12 protein-coding genes and 1 pseudogene are annotated in these 15,800 nt (G+C 68.7%); 5 read left to right on the top strand and 8 right to left on the bottom strand.

The features are described from left to right. Positions 1 to 123: 123 nt before the first annotated feature. Positions 124 to 1,650 carry an aldehyde dehydrogenase family protein gene (locus tag WT53_RS02075; RefSeq protein WP_034209620.1) on the bottom strand — a complete coding sequence of 509 codons (1,527 nt, stop codon included), beginning with the start codon at positions 1,648 to 1,650 and terminating at the stop codon, positions 124 to 126. A gap of 162 nt (positions 1,651 to 1,812) precedes the next feature. Here WT53_RS02075 and WT53_RS02070 point away from each other — a divergent pair. Then, positions 1,813 to 2,397 (top strand): annotated as a pseudogene (locus tag WT53_RS02070) (pyridoxamine 5'-phosphate oxidase family protein). 256 nt (positions 2,398 to 2,653) lie between these two features. On the opposite strand, the gene WT53_RS02065 reads toward WT53_RS02070, so the two are convergent. Beyond that, positions 2,654 to 4,288, bottom strand: a complete 1,635-nt coding sequence (locus tag WT53_RS02065) for an MFS transporter (RefSeq protein ID WP_060258304.1) — start codon at positions 4,286 to 4,288, stop codon at positions 2,654 to 2,656. Positions 4,289 to 4,451: 163 nt separating this feature from the next. Here WT53_RS02065 and WT53_RS02060 point away from each other — a divergent pair, with 163 nt between their 5' ends. Both WT53_RS02060 and WT53_RS33305 read left to right on the top strand, forming a co-directional pair. Then, the gene (locus WT53_RS02060) at positions 4,452 to 5,336 is read left to right on the top strand and encodes a LysR family transcriptional regulator (RefSeq protein ID WP_034209623.1); all 885 of its coding nucleotides are present in this window, start codon (positions 4,452 to 4,454) and stop codon (positions 5,334 to 5,336) included. Positions 5,337 to 5,392: 56 nt separating this feature from the next. Continuing rightward, complete coding sequence (locus WT53_RS33305; protein WP_155294516.1) at positions 5,393 to 6,043, top strand: hypothetical protein; 651 nt, start codon at positions 5,393 to 5,395, stop codon at positions 6,041 to 6,043. A 126-nt stretch (positions 6,044 to 6,169) separates the two neighbouring features. Here WT53_RS33305 and eutC read toward each other — a convergent pair whose 3' ends face one another. The 4 genes from eutC to WT53_RS02040 form a co-directional block, all read right to left on the bottom strand. Further along, a complete protein-coding gene (eutC, locus tag WT53_RS02055) occupies positions 6,170 to 6,964 on the bottom strand; it encodes an ethanolamine ammonia-lyase subunit EutC (RefSeq protein WP_060258301.1) in 795 nt (264 codons plus the stop codon). Continuing rightward, entirely contained in the window at positions 6,961 to 8,358 is a 1,398-nt protein-coding gene (locus WT53_RS02050) for an ethanolamine ammonia-lyase subunit EutB (RefSeq protein WP_034209625.1), read from the bottom strand. The genes eutC and WT53_RS02050 overlap by 4 nt, the downstream gene beginning before the upstream one ends. Positions 8,359 to 8,468: 110 nt before the next feature. Beyond that, positions 8,469 to 9,881 (bottom strand): ethanolamine permease, encoded by a 1,413-nt coding sequence (gene eat / locus WT53_RS02045; RefSeq protein WP_034209626.1) that lies wholly within the window; start codon positions 9,879 to 9,881, stop codon positions 8,469 to 8,471. Between the two features lie 187 nt (positions 9,882 to 10,068). Beyond that, a complete protein-coding gene (locus tag WT53_RS02040; protein ID WP_034209627.1) occupies positions 10,069 to 11,532 on the bottom strand; it encodes a mechanosensitive ion channel in 1,464 nt (487 codons plus the stop codon). Positions 11,533 to 11,808: 276 nt separating this feature from the next. Here WT53_RS02040 and WT53_RS02035 point away from each other — a divergent pair, with 276 nt between their 5' ends. After that, entirely contained in the window at positions 11,809 to 12,690 is an 882-nt protein-coding gene (locus WT53_RS02035; RefSeq protein WP_034209628.1) for a GyrI-like domain-containing protein, read from the top strand. Positions 12,691 to 12,771: 81 nt separating this feature from the next. Here WT53_RS02035 and WT53_RS31700 read toward each other — a convergent pair whose 3' ends face one another. Both WT53_RS31700 and WT53_RS02025 read right to left on the bottom strand, forming a co-directional pair. Next, complete coding sequence (locus WT53_RS31700) at positions 12,772 to 13,173, bottom strand: zinc ribbon domain-containing protein (protein WP_080747861.1); 402 nt, start codon at positions 13,171 to 13,173, stop codon at positions 12,772 to 12,774. Between the two features lie 10 nt (positions 13,174 to 13,183). Beyond that, positions 13,184 to 15,511, bottom strand: a complete 2,328-nt coding sequence (locus WT53_RS02025; protein ID WP_257127809.1) for a heavy metal translocating P-type ATPase — start codon at positions 15,509 to 15,511, stop codon at positions 13,184 to 13,186. On the opposite strand from WT53_RS02025, the gene WT53_RS34010 reads away from it, so the two are divergent. Next, positions 15,512 to 15,772 carry a hypothetical protein gene (locus WT53_RS34010; protein ID WP_230624978.1) on the top strand — a complete coding sequence of 87 codons (261 nt, stop codon included), beginning with the start codon at positions 15,512 to 15,514 and terminating at the stop codon, positions 15,770 to 15,772. The last annotated feature ends 28 nt before the right edge of the window (positions 15,773 to 15,800 follow it).

Below are 15,800 nucleotides of genomic sequence, written 5' to 3'. Positions count from 1 at the left end.
GGCCGGCAGCGTGGCCGGCGCCGGCCGCCGGAAACGCGACCGGCGCCGGCCGTCGAACAGGGAAATCGAACCGGGCGGCGTGCCGGGCCGACCGGCTCCGGCACGCCGCCGCGGCAGCGGCGATCAGAAGAACCCGAGCGCCTCGGCCTGGTAGCTGACCAGCAGGCACTTCGTCTGCTGATAGTTCGACAGCGCCATCTTGTGCGTCTCGCGACCGATGCCCGACTGCTTGTAGCCGCCGAACGCCGCATGCGCGGGGTACAGGTGGTAGCAGTTGGTCCACACGCGGCCGGCCTCGACCTCGCGGCCCATCCGGTACGCACGCGTGCCGTTGCGCGTCCATACGCCGGCGCCGAGCCCGTAGAACGTGTCGTTCGCGAGTTCGATCGCTTCCTGCTCGTCCTTGAACGTCATCACCGACGCGACCGGCCCGAAGATTTCTTCCTGGAACACGCGCATCTTGTTGTTGCCGAGCAGCATCGTCGGTTTCACGTAATAGCCGGTGCCGAGTTCGGCGGCCGGCGCCGTGCGCTCGCCGCCGGTCAGGCATTGCGCGCCCTCGCCTCGGCCGATGTCGATGTACGACAGGATCTTGTCGAGCTGCTGCTGCGACGCCTGCGCGCCGATCATCGTCTGCAGGTCGAGCGGGTGGCCGGACTTGATGCGCTCGACGCGTGCGACGGCCTTCTCGATGAAGCGTTCGTAGATCGATTCCTGGATCAGGATCCGCGACGGGCACGTGCACACTTCGCCCTGGTTCAGCGCGAACATCGCGAGCCCTTCGAGCGCCTTGTCGAGGAACGCGTCGTCCTGGTCGAGCACGTCGGCGAAGAAGATGTTCGGGCTCTTGCCGCCCAGTTCGACCGTCGACGGAATCAGGCTGTCGGCCGCCGCGCGCAGGATGTGCTTGCCGACCGGCGTCGAGCCCGTGAACGCGATCTTCGCGATCCGCTTGCTGGTCGCGAGCGCTTCGCCCGCTTCCTTGCCGAAGCCGTTCACGATGTTGATCGCGCCGGCCGGGAACAGGTCGCCGATCAGTTCCATCAGCACGAGCACCGACGCGGGCGTCTGCTCGGCCGGCTTCATCACGACGCAGCAGCCGGCCGCGAGCGCCGGCGCGAGCTTCCACGCGGCCATCAGCAGCGGGAAGTTCCACGGGATGATCTGGCCGACCACGCCGAGCGGCTCGTGGAAGTGGTACGCGACGGTGTTGTCGTCGATTTCGGAGATGCCGCCTTCCTGCGCGCGAATGCAGCCCGCGAAATAGCGGAAGTGGTCGATCGCGAGCGGCAGGTCGGCCGCCATCGTCTCGCGCAGCGGCTTGCCGTTGTCGATCGTCTCGGCCACGGCCAGCAGCTTCAGGTTCTTTTCCATCCGGTCGGCGGCGGCGAGCAACAGGTTCGCGCGCTCGGCGACCGACGTCTTGCCCCACTTGCGGCGCGCCGCATGCGCGGCGTCGAGCGCCAGCTCGATGTCGTCGGCGCCGGAGCGCGGCACGCGGCAGAACGGCTGGCCGTTGATCGGCGACACGTTCTCGAAATACTCGCCCTTCACGGGCGCCACCCACTTGCCGCCGATGTAGTTGTCGTATTGCTGGCGGTACGGGTATTCGACGTCGAGGCCCAGTTGCTTCAGGTCAAACGGGTTCATACATGTCTCCTGTTCATCGTGCTTGTGTGAGTACAGCGCCGGTTGGAATGCGCTGGTCCCGTTTACGCAACATGCGTGCCAAACGGAACGGGCGCACGTCGATCGCGGCCGGCGCGCGTCGCTCCGTGCGGTGTTCACGCACGCAACACGGCAGGTGTACCGATTCTGAACACCGCGGTTGCGCAGCGAGGTGGCCGGTGTTCGGAATTTCCACAGTGGGCGGCGGTGCGTTGCCGCGAATGCGCGCCGCGCCGCGTGGCATGTCGCTTGCGTGCGAATCGCGGATCCCCACGCACGGCGCACACGCCGACCGACACCATGACCGATCGCGGCCCCCTGACCGACGATGCCATCGCCTTCATCCGCGAGCAGGCTTTCCTGATCGTCGCGACCGCCGACGCGGCCGGCAACGCCGACTGTTCTTACCGCGGCCGCCAGCCGCGCGCCGACGGTTCGTTCGCGCCGCTCGTCGATATCCCGGACCGCCGCACGCTGGTGCTGCCCGACTTCGCAGGCAACAACCTGCTCAACACGATCGGCAACCTGCTCGTGAATCCGGCCATCGCGCTGCTGTTCGTCGATTTCGTGCGTCGGACGACCTGGCTCGTGCAGGGCCGCGCGACGCTCGACGAGGATGCGCAGCGGCACGCGCGCCTGTGGCCGGATGCGTTGCGCTATCTGGTGATCGATGTGGCGTGCGCGCAGGCGCGCGCGGATGCGGCCCTGCCGCCGCTCGTGCTGGCGTGACGCGCAGCGGGTGAAGCGCTGACCGACGGACCATGCGGGCGGCTGCGCCTACTGGAATGTCGAGGTGCCGAAGCGCCGATGACCCGAGGCATCGAAGCGCCGACGTGCCGACGTGCCGACGTGCCGATGGCCCGAAGCACCGATGCACGATGCACCGAAGTGCCGAAGTGCCGAAGCGCCGAAGCGCCGAAGCGCCGAAGCGCCGAAGCGCCGAAGCGCCGAAGCGCCGAAGCGCCGAAGCGCCACGATACAACGCTCACCGCCCGTGCGTCTCCGCACAGGCCGGTTCGATCCGGCTGCTGCGCGCCGACGCATCGGTGAACGCGCGGCCTCCCGCCTCGTCGTCCGTTTCATCGCCCGCCTCGTCTCCGTCGGCGGCCGGCCGCCCGCCGAGAAACCCGAACACCACCGCCGCGCACAGCACCGTGACGACGGCCAGCCCGGCCAGCAGCCGATCGAACGCGTGCGTGTAGCTCGCGATCAACGCCGCGCGACCGACGCCCGGCAACGCGGCAGCCGCGCCCGCGAGATCGCCGGTCGCGAGCCGCGCGGCGGCCCGCAGCGTCGCGTCCGGCGTGCCGGCCGCCCCTGCCGCGTGCGCCAGCCCCGCTTGCGCGAGCGCGGCCAGCACCGCGCCGACGATCGCCAGCGCGATCCCCTCGCCGGCCACGCGCGTCGTGCTGAAAATGCCCGTCGCCATCCCCGCGCGCGCTTTCGGCACGACGCTCACCGACAGCCCGTCCATCAGCCCCCACGGCATGCCGGCGCCGACGCCGATCGCGAGCATCGGCGCGATCGCCGCCGGCCCCGCGCCGCCGCGCAGCGCGATGCCGAGCCAGACGAGCCCGGCCGCCGCGATCAGCAGCCCGAGCCCGGAAATCACGCCGGCCGACAGCCAGCGCGTGAGCGTCGCCGCGCCGAGCGGCACCACCAGCATCGGCGCGGAGATCGCGAGCATCAGCCAGCCCGCGTCGATCTCGCTGAAGCCGTCGATACCGATGAAGCGCAGCGGCAGCACGACGAGCAGCACGATGTAGCAGCAGCAGGTCGACACCGGCAGCACCTGCACGCCGACGAAGCGCGCGATGCGGAACAGCGACAGGTCGAGCATCGGCCGCGCGACGCGCGTCTCGATCGTCACGAACGCGCACGCGCCGAGCGCCGCGCCGGCCAGCAGCGCGATCACGAGCGGACTCGACCAGCCGCGCGCGGGCGCCTCGATCACGCCGAACGTGAACAGCGTCAGTGCGGCCGTGAACGCGGCCGTGCCGGGCCAATCGAGCCCCGTCGCGTGCGGATCGCGCGACTCGTGCATGCGCGGCAGCCCGAACGCGAGCGACAGCACGCCGGCCACCGCGCTCGTCACGAAGATCGCGCGCCAGCCGTAATGCCCGATCAGGCCGCCGGCGAGCACGGGCCCGAACGCGAGCCCGACCCCGAACGTCGTGCCGAGCAGGCTGAATGCGCGCGTGCGCGCCGCGCCGTCGAACTCCTGCGCGAGCGCGGCCGTGCCGCCGGCCAGCGCCGCGGCCGCCGCGAGCCCTTGGGCGGCGCGCAGCAGATCGACCGCGAGCATCGACGGCGCGAACGCGAGCGCGACCGACATCAGCGTGAAGCCGCCGACCCCGATGGCAAACAGGCGCTTGCGGCCGAACTGGTCGGCGAGCGCGCCCGACGCCATCAGGAAGCTGCCGAACGCGAGCATGAACGCGTTGGTGATCCAGTTCATCGCGACCGGGCTGCCGTGCAGGTCGCGGCCGATCGCCGGCGTCGCGACCGCGCCGCCTGAAAACGACAGCGGCAACGCGACGGTGGCCATGCAGACGGCGGCCAGCACCCACGCGCGCCGGCGCGCCGCCAGCGCCGAATTGGCCGAAACAGGGTGATCCATCATCGCTCCTCGAAAAGCCGGCGCGGATGCGCCATCGGAGCGACAGACGATAAATCGGATTCAATCCGCGAAAAACCACGCGAAGCTCCGCATATAACGGACTAAAATTCCGCAATACCTCTGCCAGCGTGCGTCGCCGCACGTCCTTCGATTCGATGGAAAGATGGAAAACCTCACCGGCATCGTCGCGTTCGTGCGCACCGCCGAAGCGCTGAGCTTCGTCGCGGCCGGCCGCGCGCTCGGCATCTCGGCGTCCGCGGTCGGCAAGACCATCGCGAAAATGGAGCAGTCGCTCGGCGTACGGCTGTTCAACCGCACGACGCGGCGCGTGACGCTCACCGAAGAGGGGCGGCATTTCTACGAGCGCTGCCAGCGCATCCTCGAGGATTTCCGCGACGCGGAGGCGACCGTGACGGCGTCCGCGCAGCGCCCGCGCGGCAAGTTGCGCGTGAGCCTGCCGGTGATCGGCTACCGCTTCCTGCTGCCGGTGCTGCCCGAATTCCGGCAGCGCTATCCGGACGTCGAACTCGATCTCGATTTCAACGACCGGATGGTCGACGTGGTCGAAGGCGGCTTCGACGCGGTGATCCGCAGCGGCCCGCTGTCCGATTCGAGCCTGATGTCGCGGCGGCTCGGTCCGTTCGCGTTCGTGCTGTGCGCGACGCCCGCGTATCTCGCGCAGGCCGGCACGCCGCGCACGCCGCGCGAGCTCGAAGCGCACGACTGCGTGCGCTATTGCTTCCCGACCACCGGCAAGCTGCAGGACTGGGCGCTCGCGGCCGACGACGGCACGCCGCTCGCGCTGCGCACCGCGATGACCTGCAACAACATGGAGGCGCTGCGCGGCGCCGTGCTCGCGGGGCTCGGCATCGGCTACATGCCCGACTTCCTCGCGCGCGACGCGCTCGAACACGGCGCGCTCGTCACCGTGCTCGACGATTACCGGATCGCGCCGGGGCAGTTCTCGATCGTGTGGCCGTCGAGCCGGCAGTTGTCGCCGAAGCTGCGCGTGTTCGTCGATTTCCTGTGCGAGCGGCTGTTCAGGTAGTCGGATGATGAGCAACTCAAGACTAGTGAGTCAGCAAAGCGAGGATGATTAGCGCTGTGGATATGATCGATCTGTATGCCATACACGAGCAAAAAGCCCGGGAAGGCCTTCTGACAATTCACCCCTCTCGATGGCTATACACCGGCCGCCAGTTGGGGCGAGGCGGCGTATTCGAGCTTCTCTCTCGTGGAAAACAAGAAATTCGAATTGGCGATCAACTCATTGAACGCTTCGGGCAACTTCATGACGCAGGCTTGAACAGCAAAGTGCGCCATAAGCATGACTACTACTTCGCTACACCGGAGATTGCCGACCGATACCGCAAATATGTCCCACGAGATCGCGGGCTTGAATGCGCTGTCCGAGACGTGTTATCCGTACGAAACCCCACTGCTCAAGCCGAAGTTCATACCCGGGTTGGCTACGTCGATCTGCTCCTTCCTACCGCGGTTATAGAAGTAAAAAGCTTCGTCAAATGGAAGCATGCTCTCGGACAAGTACTTGCATACTCGAGTTACTACCCGGATCGACGCAAAGTAATTCATCTCTACATTCCCGGCGCTCACCGCCCGGAGCTAGTCGAACAGCTAAAAATTTGTACCGAATTTAACGTGGATATCACGTATCAAAACCTTCTACCGAGTAGACTCGGCCCTATGTCGAGACTTGGTCAGGAATTTAGCCCTCGGGATACAACGTGTGCATGAAATGCAAGTGCACGGCACGTCGTTAGCGCGAGTAAATTCGTTGGATTAAAACTCGTCTGTCTGATACATACCCACCGTCATCTACGACTAAGTTATCGTCCGTCCCAATCCGGCACAGTCGCGCTGTCACGCCGCGCCGATCCGCTCCGCTTCGGCCGGCGGCGGCAGCGCGTCGCTGTCGTCCTTCAGCCCGACGCCCGTCAGCCCGAGGCGGCGCGCATGCGTCATCAGGTAATGCAGCTTGTGCGCGGCGGCCGCGTGCGGCAGCCCTTCGGGCCGCACGTTCGAAATGCAGTTGCGCAGCGCGTCGTGACAGCCGACCTTCGGCGCCCACGTCAGATACACGCCGAGGCTGTCCGGCGAGCTCAGCCCGGGGCGTTCGCCGATCAGCATCGCGACCACCTTCGCGCGCAGCAGCTCGCCGATCTCGTCGCCGAGCGCGACACGCGCCTGCGTCGCGACCACCACCGGGCCGATCCGCCAGCCGTCCGCGTCGAGCCGCGGCCGCACGGCCTGCAACAGCGGCAGCGCCTGCTTCGCGGCCGCGAACGCAGACAGCCCGTCGCCGACCGCGAACACGACATCGGGCGCCTCGTCGAGCGCCGCCCCGTAGCCGGCCAGCAGCCCGCGGCTGTCGTCGGACAGCTTGCGGCCGAGATCGGGCCGGCGCAGGTAATGATCGCGGTCCGGCGCGGCGCTCTGCACGCCGAGCGTCGGCAGCAGGCCGGCCGCCTCGATCTCGCGCCGCAGCGCGTCCGCGTCGAGCGGCTGGTGCACCGCGTCGCGCGCCTGCGCATGCGACAGGTTGAAGGCCAGCAGCGGCGCGGTCGGCAGGCTGTTGCCCGCGCGACCGAGCGCGATCCGCGCGTTCGTGAACGACTTCAGCTGCGCCCACGGGTTCTTCTCGACGGCGTCGCTCATGCGGACACCCCCATCCAGTCGTTCGCGCCCGCGAGCAGCGGCACGCGTGCCGTCGCCGCGCGCAGCGCGCCGTGCGCGTCGGCGATCTCCATCGTCTCCAGCCATTCCTCGAACTCGGGCGCGCGGCGCAGGCCGAGCACCTCGCGCACGTAGAGCTGGTCGTGGAACGACGTGCTCTGGTAGTTCAGCATCACGTCGTCCGCGCCCGGAATCCCCATGATGAAGTTGATGCCGGCCGCGCCCAGCAGCGTCAGCAGCGTGTCCATGTCGTCCTGGTCGGCTTCCGCGTGGTTCGTGTAGCAGATGTCGCAGCCCATCGGCACGCCGAGCAGCTTGCCGCAGAAGTGATCCTCGAGCCCCGCGCGGATGATCTGCTTGCCGTCGTACAGGTATTCGGGCCCGATGAAGCCGACCACCGTGTTCACGAGGAACGGCTCGAACTTGCGCGCGACCGCATACGCCCGCACCTCGCAGGTCTGCTGGTCGACGCCGTGGTGCGCGTTCGCCGACAGCGCGCTGCCCTGGCCGGTCTCGAAGTACATGAGATTGTTGCCGACCGTGCCGCGCTTGAGCGACAGCGCGGCTTCGCGCGCCTCGCCGAGCAGCGCGAGCGAGATCCCGAAGCTCGCGTTCGCCTTCTCGGTGCCCGCGATCGACTGGAACACGAGATCGACCGGCGCGCCCTTCTCGATCGCCGCGATCGTGTTGGTCACGTGCGTGAGTACGCACGACTGGGTCGGCACGCCGTAGCGTTCGCGGAAACCGTCGATCATCGCGAGCAGCTTCACGATCGCCGCGAGGCTGTCGGTGGCCGGGTTGATGCCGATCATCGCGTCGCCGCAGCCGTACATCAGCCCGTCGAGCATCGATGCGGCGATGCCCTTCACGTCGTCGGTCGGGTGGTTCGGCTGCAGCCGCACCGACATCCGGCCGGCCAGCCCGACCGTGTTGCGAAAGCGCGTGACCACGCGGCGCTTGCGCGCGGCCGCGATCAGGTCCTGGTTGCGCATCAGCTTCGACACGGCCGCGACCATCTCGGGCGTGAGGCCCGGCGCGATCCGTTCGAGCGCGGCGCCGTCGGCCGCGGGCGACAGCAGCCAGTTGCGGAAATCGCCGACGGTGAGATGCGAGATGTCCGCGAACGCCTGCGCGTCGTGATCGTCGACGATGAGGCGCGTGACCTCGTCGTGTTCATACGGGATCACGGCTTCGTTCAGGAACGCCTTCAGCGGCACGCCCGCGAGCGCGATCTTCGCGGCGACGCGCTCCTCCTCGCTCGCCGCCGCGACGCCGGCGAGCTGATCGCCGGAACGCAGCGGGCTCGCCTTCGCGAGCAGCGTCTTCAGGTCCGCGAAGCGGTACGTGCGCGGACCGATCGTCTCCGTATAGGACATCGTTCGAATCTCCTTGCCAAAAGCCGACGGCGCGCCCGTTCGACGGGGCGCGCCGGATGCCGTCAGGAACGGCCTTTCACTTTCACCTTCGCCTGCACCGTCGGCATCGCTCACTCCTCCAGCAGCGCGTCGCCGGGCGCGCTCGCGCGCTGCGCGCGGGTCGCGAGGAAGTACGCGTAACCGACCGCGAGGAAGCCGACGAACACCAGCGCGACCAGCCCGTTGAAATACACCATCGTACCGAGGCAGACCAGCGCCGCGAGGATCGCGAATGCCGGGAAGATCGGATACAGCGGCGCGCGGAACGGCCGCTCCAGGTTCGGCTGCGAGCGGCGCAGCTTGAACAGCGCCGCCATGCTGACGATATACATCACGATCGCACCGAATACCGACATCGTCACGATGTTCGCGGTGAGCGTCTGCCCGCCGAACTGGATCAGCTCGTCGCTGTAGATCGCGGCGATGCCGACCACGCCGCCCGCGAGGATCGCGCGATGCGGGGTCTTGAAGCGCGGATGCACCTTCCCGAGCCACTCCGGCAGATAGCCTTCGCGCGCCAGCGCGAAGATCTGGCGCGAATAGCCGAGGATGATCCCGTGGAACGACGCGACGAGCCCGAACAGCCCGAGCCACACGAGCATGTGCATCCAGCCGCTGTTCTCGCCGACGATGTACTTCATCGCCTGCGGCAGCGGGTCGTTGATGTTCGCGAGCTTGGTCCATTCGCCCGCGCCGCCGGCGAACACCATCACGCCGATCGCGAGCGCCACGAGGGTCAGGATCCCGGCCACGTACGCGATCGGAATCGAGCGCTTCGGGTTCTTCGCTTCCTCGGCGGCCATCGCGACGCCTTCGATCGCGAGGAAGAACCAGATCGCGAACGGAATCGCCGCGAACATCCCGTGGAACGCGCCCACGCTGAAGTGATCGGCGCCCGACCAGCCGCCCTTCGTGAAATTGCTCCACGCGAAGCCCGGCGACACGACGCCCATGAACACCAGCAGCTCGAAGATCGCGAGCAGCGTGACGACGAGCTCGAAGGTCGCGGCGATCTGCACGCCGACGATGTTCAGCGCCATGAACACGAGATACGCGCCCATCGCCGCGTGTTTCGGTTCGAGCCCCGGAAACTGGACGTGCAGGTACGCACCGATCGCGAGCGCGATCGCGGGCGGCGCGAACACGAACTCGACCAGCGTCGCAGCTCCTGCCAGATAGCCGCCGGTCGGGCCGAACGCGCGGCGCGCATACGCGAACGGGCCGCCCGCGTGCGGGATCGACGTCGTCAGCTCGGTGAAACTGAAGATGAAGGTGGTGTACATCGCCGCGACGAACAGCGCGGTGATCACGAAACCCAGCGTGCCGGCGCTCGCCCAGCCGTAGCTCCAGCCGAAGTATTCGCCGGAAATCACGAGGCCGACCGCGATACCCCACAGTTGCCAGGTCCCGAGCGTCTGCTGCAGCGCGGGCTGGCCGGGCGACCTGGCGCCGGCGGCGGGCCGGCCATTCGACTCTGCTTTCATCGGACTCTCTCCTCAAGGGCGCCGGGCCTGCACGCCCGCGCGACTGAGAATCGATGCTAGAGAGTCATTAAACGACGTGTTATCGAAATTCGGCAAAGATCGCGGCTGACGTTTCGCTTGCGAAAACGCCGGCCGCGCATGTGGCCGCGCCGATCCGGCCGCGCAGCGCGGGCCGGATCGGCCGTGCTTACTGGCCGCCGCCGCGCTGGTTGAACCAGCGGTCGAGCAGCTTGCCGGCCGCCTCGCGGCCGCCGAGGCCGAACGACAGCGCGACCGCCACCGCGATCGCGCCGAGCACGAGGCCGAACGCGAGCTGGACGATTTCGTTCGCGATGCCCATCGCGCGCAGCCCCATCGCGAACACGAGGCCGAGGATCGCGAATTGCGCGATGCGCGCGAACAGCACGCTGTGCTCCCGATCGGCCTGCTCGATCACGCGGCGCGCGAGGCCCGCGAGCCACACGCCGATCACGAGGATCACGCCGCCCATCAGCACGTGGCCGCCGAACTCGATGAACAGCGTGACGACGTCGCGCACCTGCGAGAAGCCGAGCCGGTTCGCGGCCTCGACCGCCGCGAACAGCATCGCGAAGAACACGATCAGCCGCGCGACCAGCACCGACGGCTGCAGGATGCCCGAGAACACGCGCTCGACGCCGAGCACGGCCGGCAGCCCGTCCGCGCCGGCGGCTTCCAGCAGCTTCTGCGCGAGCGACGCGACGAAGCGCGCGAAGTAGAACGTGACGAGCACGATCACGATCGCCGCGACGATGTCCGGCACCGCGCCGAGGAACTGGTTCAGCATGTTGGTCGCGGGAATCGAGATCGCGTCGATCTTCAGCGCGTCGAGCGCGGAGATCAGCGTCGGCACGAACACGAACACGTAGACGATCGTGCCGATCAGGCTCGACACGCGCACGGGCGTCGGGCTGTCGATTCCTTGCGTGAGGCGGTCGGCGCCGGCGGCGACCAGCAGGTTCGTCACGAGACCGCGCAGCACGCGCGCGACGACCCAGCCGACGAAGCCGATCACCGCGGCCGCGAAGATGTTCGGCACGATCGCGAGCAGCTTGTCGACCATCCCCTGCACCGGCGAGAGCAGGCCCGACAGCGCGAACGACGCGAGGATCGCCGGCAGGAACATCAGGATCACGAGCCAGAACAGCACGTCGCCGAGATAGCCGCTCATCGGCTGCATGCCGGCGCCTTCGGACAGCTTGTCGTCGATCTTGCTCGCCTTCAGCGCGCGGTTCGCGAGGCTGCGCAGCAGCGACGCGATCAGCCACGCGATCAGCGTCAGCGCCGCGCCGCCGATCAGGTTCGGCAGGTAGTTGACGATGTGCGTGACGAGCAGCGAGAACGGATTGGAGACCGCGTACAGGTTGAGCACGTTGAAGATGCCCACCGCGGTGACGAGCAGCACGAGCCAGAACAGGCCGCCGGCGATGATGCGTTCGACGCACGCGCCCTGGCCGGTACTTTCGTTGATCCGCTGATCGACCTTCAGTGCGTTGAGCAGGCGCAGCGCGCCGGCCCGCACCGCCACGGCGATCAGCCAGCCGATCACCAGGATGCCGATCGCGCCGGCGATCTTGGGCAGGTATCCGCCCAGCGTGGTCTGCAGCGACGTGATGAAGCTGGAAGCATCCATTTCTTCTTCTCCCGAAAACGTGGTGGTGCGATTGAACATCGACGAACGACCTGCGTACTTCGAAAAAGCGTGCTGCCCCGTCCGAGCAACTTACCCGAGAAAAATGACGCAATCACCCGATTTCACCGTCTTTAACTTTAGTTCTAGATTGCGGCGGGGCAAGACCCCATTTCGATGAAATAAAAAGGGGCAGATTTCGGACCACTACGCATTTCCGCAAGATTTGTCCATTCGGGCCGTGCTACCGTGGCGTCGGTTCTTGCCCCGGACACGCCGATGCCTGCATCCGAAACGAAGACCGAGCCGCCCGCGTGGGTCCGCTACGCAGCGAGCGTGGCGCGCGTTCACGCGTACATCGGCGCGCATCTCGACGGCCCGCTCGACCTGAATCGGCTCGCGGAAATCGCGTGCCTGTCGCCGTATCACTGGCAGCGCGTCTATCGCGCGCTGTACGGCGAGTCGATCGTGTCGACGGTGCGGCGGATGCGGATCGTGCGGGCGTCCGAGGATCTGGTCTGCACCGAGCGGCCGCTCGACGAGATCGCGCGGCGCGCGGGCTACGGTTCGACGCACGCGTTCGCGCGGGCGTTTCGCGACGCGTACGGCGTGCTGCCCGCGCAGCACCGGCGCACCGGCCGCCACCGGCCGATTTATCCGTTACAGCGAGGAGAGGAAGACATGTTCAAGCACGAGGTCGAGATCCGGCGCTTGCCGGCACTGCGCGGCTACGCGGTGACGCACACCGGCGCGTACATGAAGGTAGGCGACGCGTTCGGGCAGATCGGCGCGTGGGCCGGGCAGCACGGGCTGATCGGCCCGGGCGCGAAGATGATCGGGATTTTCTACGACGATCCGGACACGACGCCCGAAGCGCAGTTGCGCGCGAAAGCGTGCTGGATGCCGGCCGACGGCGCGCCGGACGTGGCGCCCGCGCCGCCGGTCGAGCGCGTGACGATCGCCGGCGGCGAATACGCGGTGCTGCTGCATACCGGGCCGTATGCGGACCTGAAGACGGCCTACCAGTGGCTCTACGGCGACTGGCTGCGCCACTCGGGCCGCGAAGCCGCCGACGCGCCGCCGTTCGAGCTCTACCTCAATACGCCGATGGACACGGCGCCGGCCGACCTGCTCACCGAAATTCACCTGCCGCTGCGCTGAGCGACGGGCCGGTGCGCCGGCCGTCGAACGAAGCGCGCCGGCCGGTGCGTATGCCTGGCAGGCGCGAACTCGCGGAGAGGCTCAAGCCGCCTGCGTCCCGCAACCGGGACAGAACCGCGCGTCGGTCGCCAACGCCGCATGGCAGCGGCTGCAGGCCTTGCTGCGTTGCGCCGCGCCGCACTGTGCGCAGAAGCGTGCATCGGCTGCGTTGAGTGCGCCGCAGCCCGCGCACGCGAGCTGGCTCAGCGGCACGTTGCCACCCTGGCCGCCTCGCCCTCCACTGGCATCGGCCGGCGCCTGCCAGCCCCAGCCGTGGTGATCGCGGCCGCGCGCATCGTGGCCGCCATGGCCGCCCTGACGTGTCCCGCCGTGATATCCGCCGTGATATCCGCCGTGATGCCCGCTACCGGGGCCGCCGGGGCTGCGCTCACCCCGGTTTCCGCCGCTGCCGTGCCCACCGAGAATCCGTTTCAGAAAGCCCATCGCCCGCTCCTCAACGTTCGGCCCGGGCGCCGCCGAACGCCCCGGAGGACGACAGCAGCCGCAAGCCGTTGGCCACGACGAGCAGGCTCGCGCCCGCGTCGGCGAAGACCGCCATCCACATCGTGCCGAGCCCCGCGACCGTCAGGCCGAGGAACACGACCTTCACGCCGAGCGCGAAGCCGATGTTCTGCACCAGCACGCGGTGCGTCGCGCGCGACAGCCGCACGAACGCGGGAATCTTGCGCAGGTCGTCGTCCATCAGCGCGACGTCGGCCGTCTCGATCGCCGTGTCGGTGCCCATCGCGCCCATCGCGAAGCCGATGTCGGCGCGCGCGAGCGCCGGCGCATCGTTGATCCCGTCGCCGACCATCCCGACCGCGCCCGCGCCGCCCGCCGACAGTTCCTCGACCGCCGCGAGCTTGTCTTCCGGCAACTGGTTGCCGCGCGCGTCGTCGATGCCGGCCTGCCGCGCGATCGCCTGCGCGGTATGCGGGTTGTCGCCCGTCAGCATCGCGGTGCGGATGCCGAGCGCATGCAGATCGGCGATCGCGTCGCGGCTCGTGTCCTTGATCGTGTCGGCCACCGCGAAGATGCCGAGCACGCGCGTGTCGTCGACCAGCACGACGACGCTCTTGCCCTGCCGCTCCAGCGCGTCGAGCTTCGTCTCCAGCGCCGCCGAGCAGCGCCCGAGCTCCTCGACGAGCCGGTGATTGCCGAGCCAGTAGCGCATGCCGTCGATCGTGCCGCGCACGCCGCGCCCGACGATCGCTTCGAAGTCCTGCACGTCGGCGAATGCCGTCGTGCCGGCGTCGCGGGCCGCGGCGGCGAGCGCCTGCGACACCGGGTGATCGGAGCGCGCGGCGAGGCTCGCGCCGAGGTGCCGCACGCGCGCCGCATCGGCGCCGTCCGCATGCACGTCGAAGTCGGTCTGCACCGGCTTGCCGTGCGTGATCGTGCCGGTCTTGTCGAGCGCGAGCCACGCGAGCTTGCGCCCTTCTTCCAGATAGACGCCGCCCTTCACGAGAATCCCGCGCCGCGCGGCCGCCGCGAGGCCCGACACGATCGTCACCGGCGTCGAGATCACCAGCGCGCACGGGCACGCGATCACGAGCAGCACGAGCGCGCGGTAGACCCAGTCGTGCCACGCGCCGCCCATCGCGAGCGGCGGCACCACCGCGACCAGCAGCGCGACCGCGAACACGATCGGCGTGTAGACGCGTGCGAACTGGTCGACGAAGCGCTGCGTCGGCGCCTTCGCGCCCTGCGCTTCCTCGACCGCGTGGATGATCCGCGCGAGCGTCGAGTTGGCCGCGACGGCCGTCACGCGGTATTCGAACGAACCCGATTCGTTGATCGTGCCCGCGTACACCGCGTCGCCGGTCGTCTTTTCGACGGGCAGGCTCTCGCCGGTGATCGGCGCCTGGTTGACGGTCGAGCGGCCCGCGACGACTTCGCCGTCCAGTCCGATCCGCTCGCCCGGCTTCACGCGCACGACCGCGCCGAGCGCGACCTGCGCGGCCTCGATCGTGCGCCACGCGCCGTCGGCCTGCCGCACGGTCGCGGTATCCGGCGCGAGCCGCATCAAGCCCTGGATCGCATTGCGCGCACGGTCGAGCGACTTCGCCTCGATCAGCTCGGCGATCGTGAACAGCACCATCACCATCGCGGCTTCCGGCCACTGGCCGATCGCCATCGCGCCCGTCACCGCGATGCTCATCAGCGCGTTGATGTTCAGGTTGCCGTTGCGGATCGCGATCCAGCCCTTCTTGTACGTGGTGAGCCCGCACGCGAGCACCGCGGCGAGCGCGAGCGCCGCCGACAGCCACACCGGCAGCCCGGCCCAGGTCGCGCCTTCGGACGCGAGCGCGGCGACGCCGGCGAGCGCCAGCGGCCACCACGGCTTCGCGGGCGCGGCGGCGACGCGCGCCGCCGGGGCGCCGGCCGTGGCGGCCTCCGGCGTCATGCCGAGCGTGCGGATCGCGCTTTCGATCGCCGGCTGCGCACCGGGCACGTGCTCGACGGTCAGCATCCGCTGCATCAGGTTGAATTCGAGCGCCGACACTTCGGGCATCCCGCCGAGCTTCTTGCGGATCAGCGTTTCCTCGGTCGGGCAGTCCATCTGCATGATCCGGAACGCGGAGCGCACGTGGCCCGACGCGGTCGCCTGCGCGACCGGCAGCGGCGCGAGCGTCAGCGCGGCCGGCGCGCAGCATGCGCCGGCCGCGTGGTCGTGGTCGTGGTCGTGGTCGTGGTCGTGGTCGTGGTCGTGGTCGTAGTCGTGGTCGTGACCGGCATGATCGTGCGCGGCGTGGCCGTGCGAGCACGTGGCGCCGTGCACGTGCTCGTCGTCGCCGGCATGGGCGTGATCGTGATCGTCACCCGCCTCGCCATGTGCCGCGTGAGCGTGCCCGTGGACGCGATCGTGGTCATGGCCGTGCGCGCGCTCGCCGGCCGCCGGCGCCGCGTCGGCAACGGTCGCCGTCTGCGTGTCGCACGATTCTGCGCAGCAGGCATCGGCGCCGTCGGCCTGACGGTGTCGTGGGTCGTGGGGACGCTGGGCGTCGGTCATGACAACCTCCTTCGTGGCTTGACGGTGTAGAGTTAACACCCTGAAGCCACTACAAGGT

This window comes from Burkholderia sp. MSMB2157WGS (assembly GCF_001532755.1).
Classification (GTDB): Bacteria; Pseudomonadota; Gammaproteobacteria; order Burkholderiales; family Burkholderiaceae; genus Burkholderia.
The sequence above is the reverse complement of the archived record's forward strand: the minus strand, read 5'-3'. Positions and strand labels throughout refer to the sequence as shown.

Bases quoted from the DNA above. Each gene is read 5' to 3' on its own strand.
- WT53_RS02065 (WP_060258304.1), bottom strand. From the start codon at position 4,288: ATGGATCACCCTGTTTCGGCCAATTCGGCGCTGGCGGCGCGCCGGCGC.
- eat (WP_034209626.1), bottom strand. From the start codon at position 9,881: ATGAAAGCAGAGTCGAATGGCCGGCCCGCCGCCGGCGCCAGGTCGCCC.
- WT53_RS02050 (WP_034209625.1), bottom strand. From the start codon at position 8,358: ATGTCCTATACGGAGACGATCGGTCCGCGCACGTACCGCTTCGCGGAC.
- WT53_RS02075 (WP_034209620.1), bottom strand. From the start codon at position 1,650: ATGAACCCGTTTGACCTGAAGCAACTGGGCCTCGACGTCGAATACCCG.
- WT53_RS02040 (WP_034209627.1), bottom strand. From the start codon at position 11,532: ATGGATGCTTCCAGCTTCATCACGTCGCTGCAGACCACGCTGGGCGGA.
- eutC (WP_060258301.1), bottom strand. From the start codon at position 6,964: ATGAGCGACGCCGTCGAGAAGAACCCGTGGGCGCAGCTGAAGTCGTTC.
- WT53_RS31700 (WP_080747861.1), bottom strand. From the start codon at position 13,173: ATGGGCTTTCTGAAACGGATTCTCGGTGGGCACGGCAGCGGCGGAAAC.
- WT53_RS02060 (WP_034209623.1), top strand. From the start codon at position 4,452: ATGGAAAACCTCACCGGCATCGTCGCGTTCGTGCGCACCGCCGAAGCG.
- WT53_RS02035 (WP_034209628.1), top strand. From the start codon at position 11,809: ATGCCTGCATCCGAAACGAAGACCGAGCCGCCCGCGTGGGTCCGCTAC.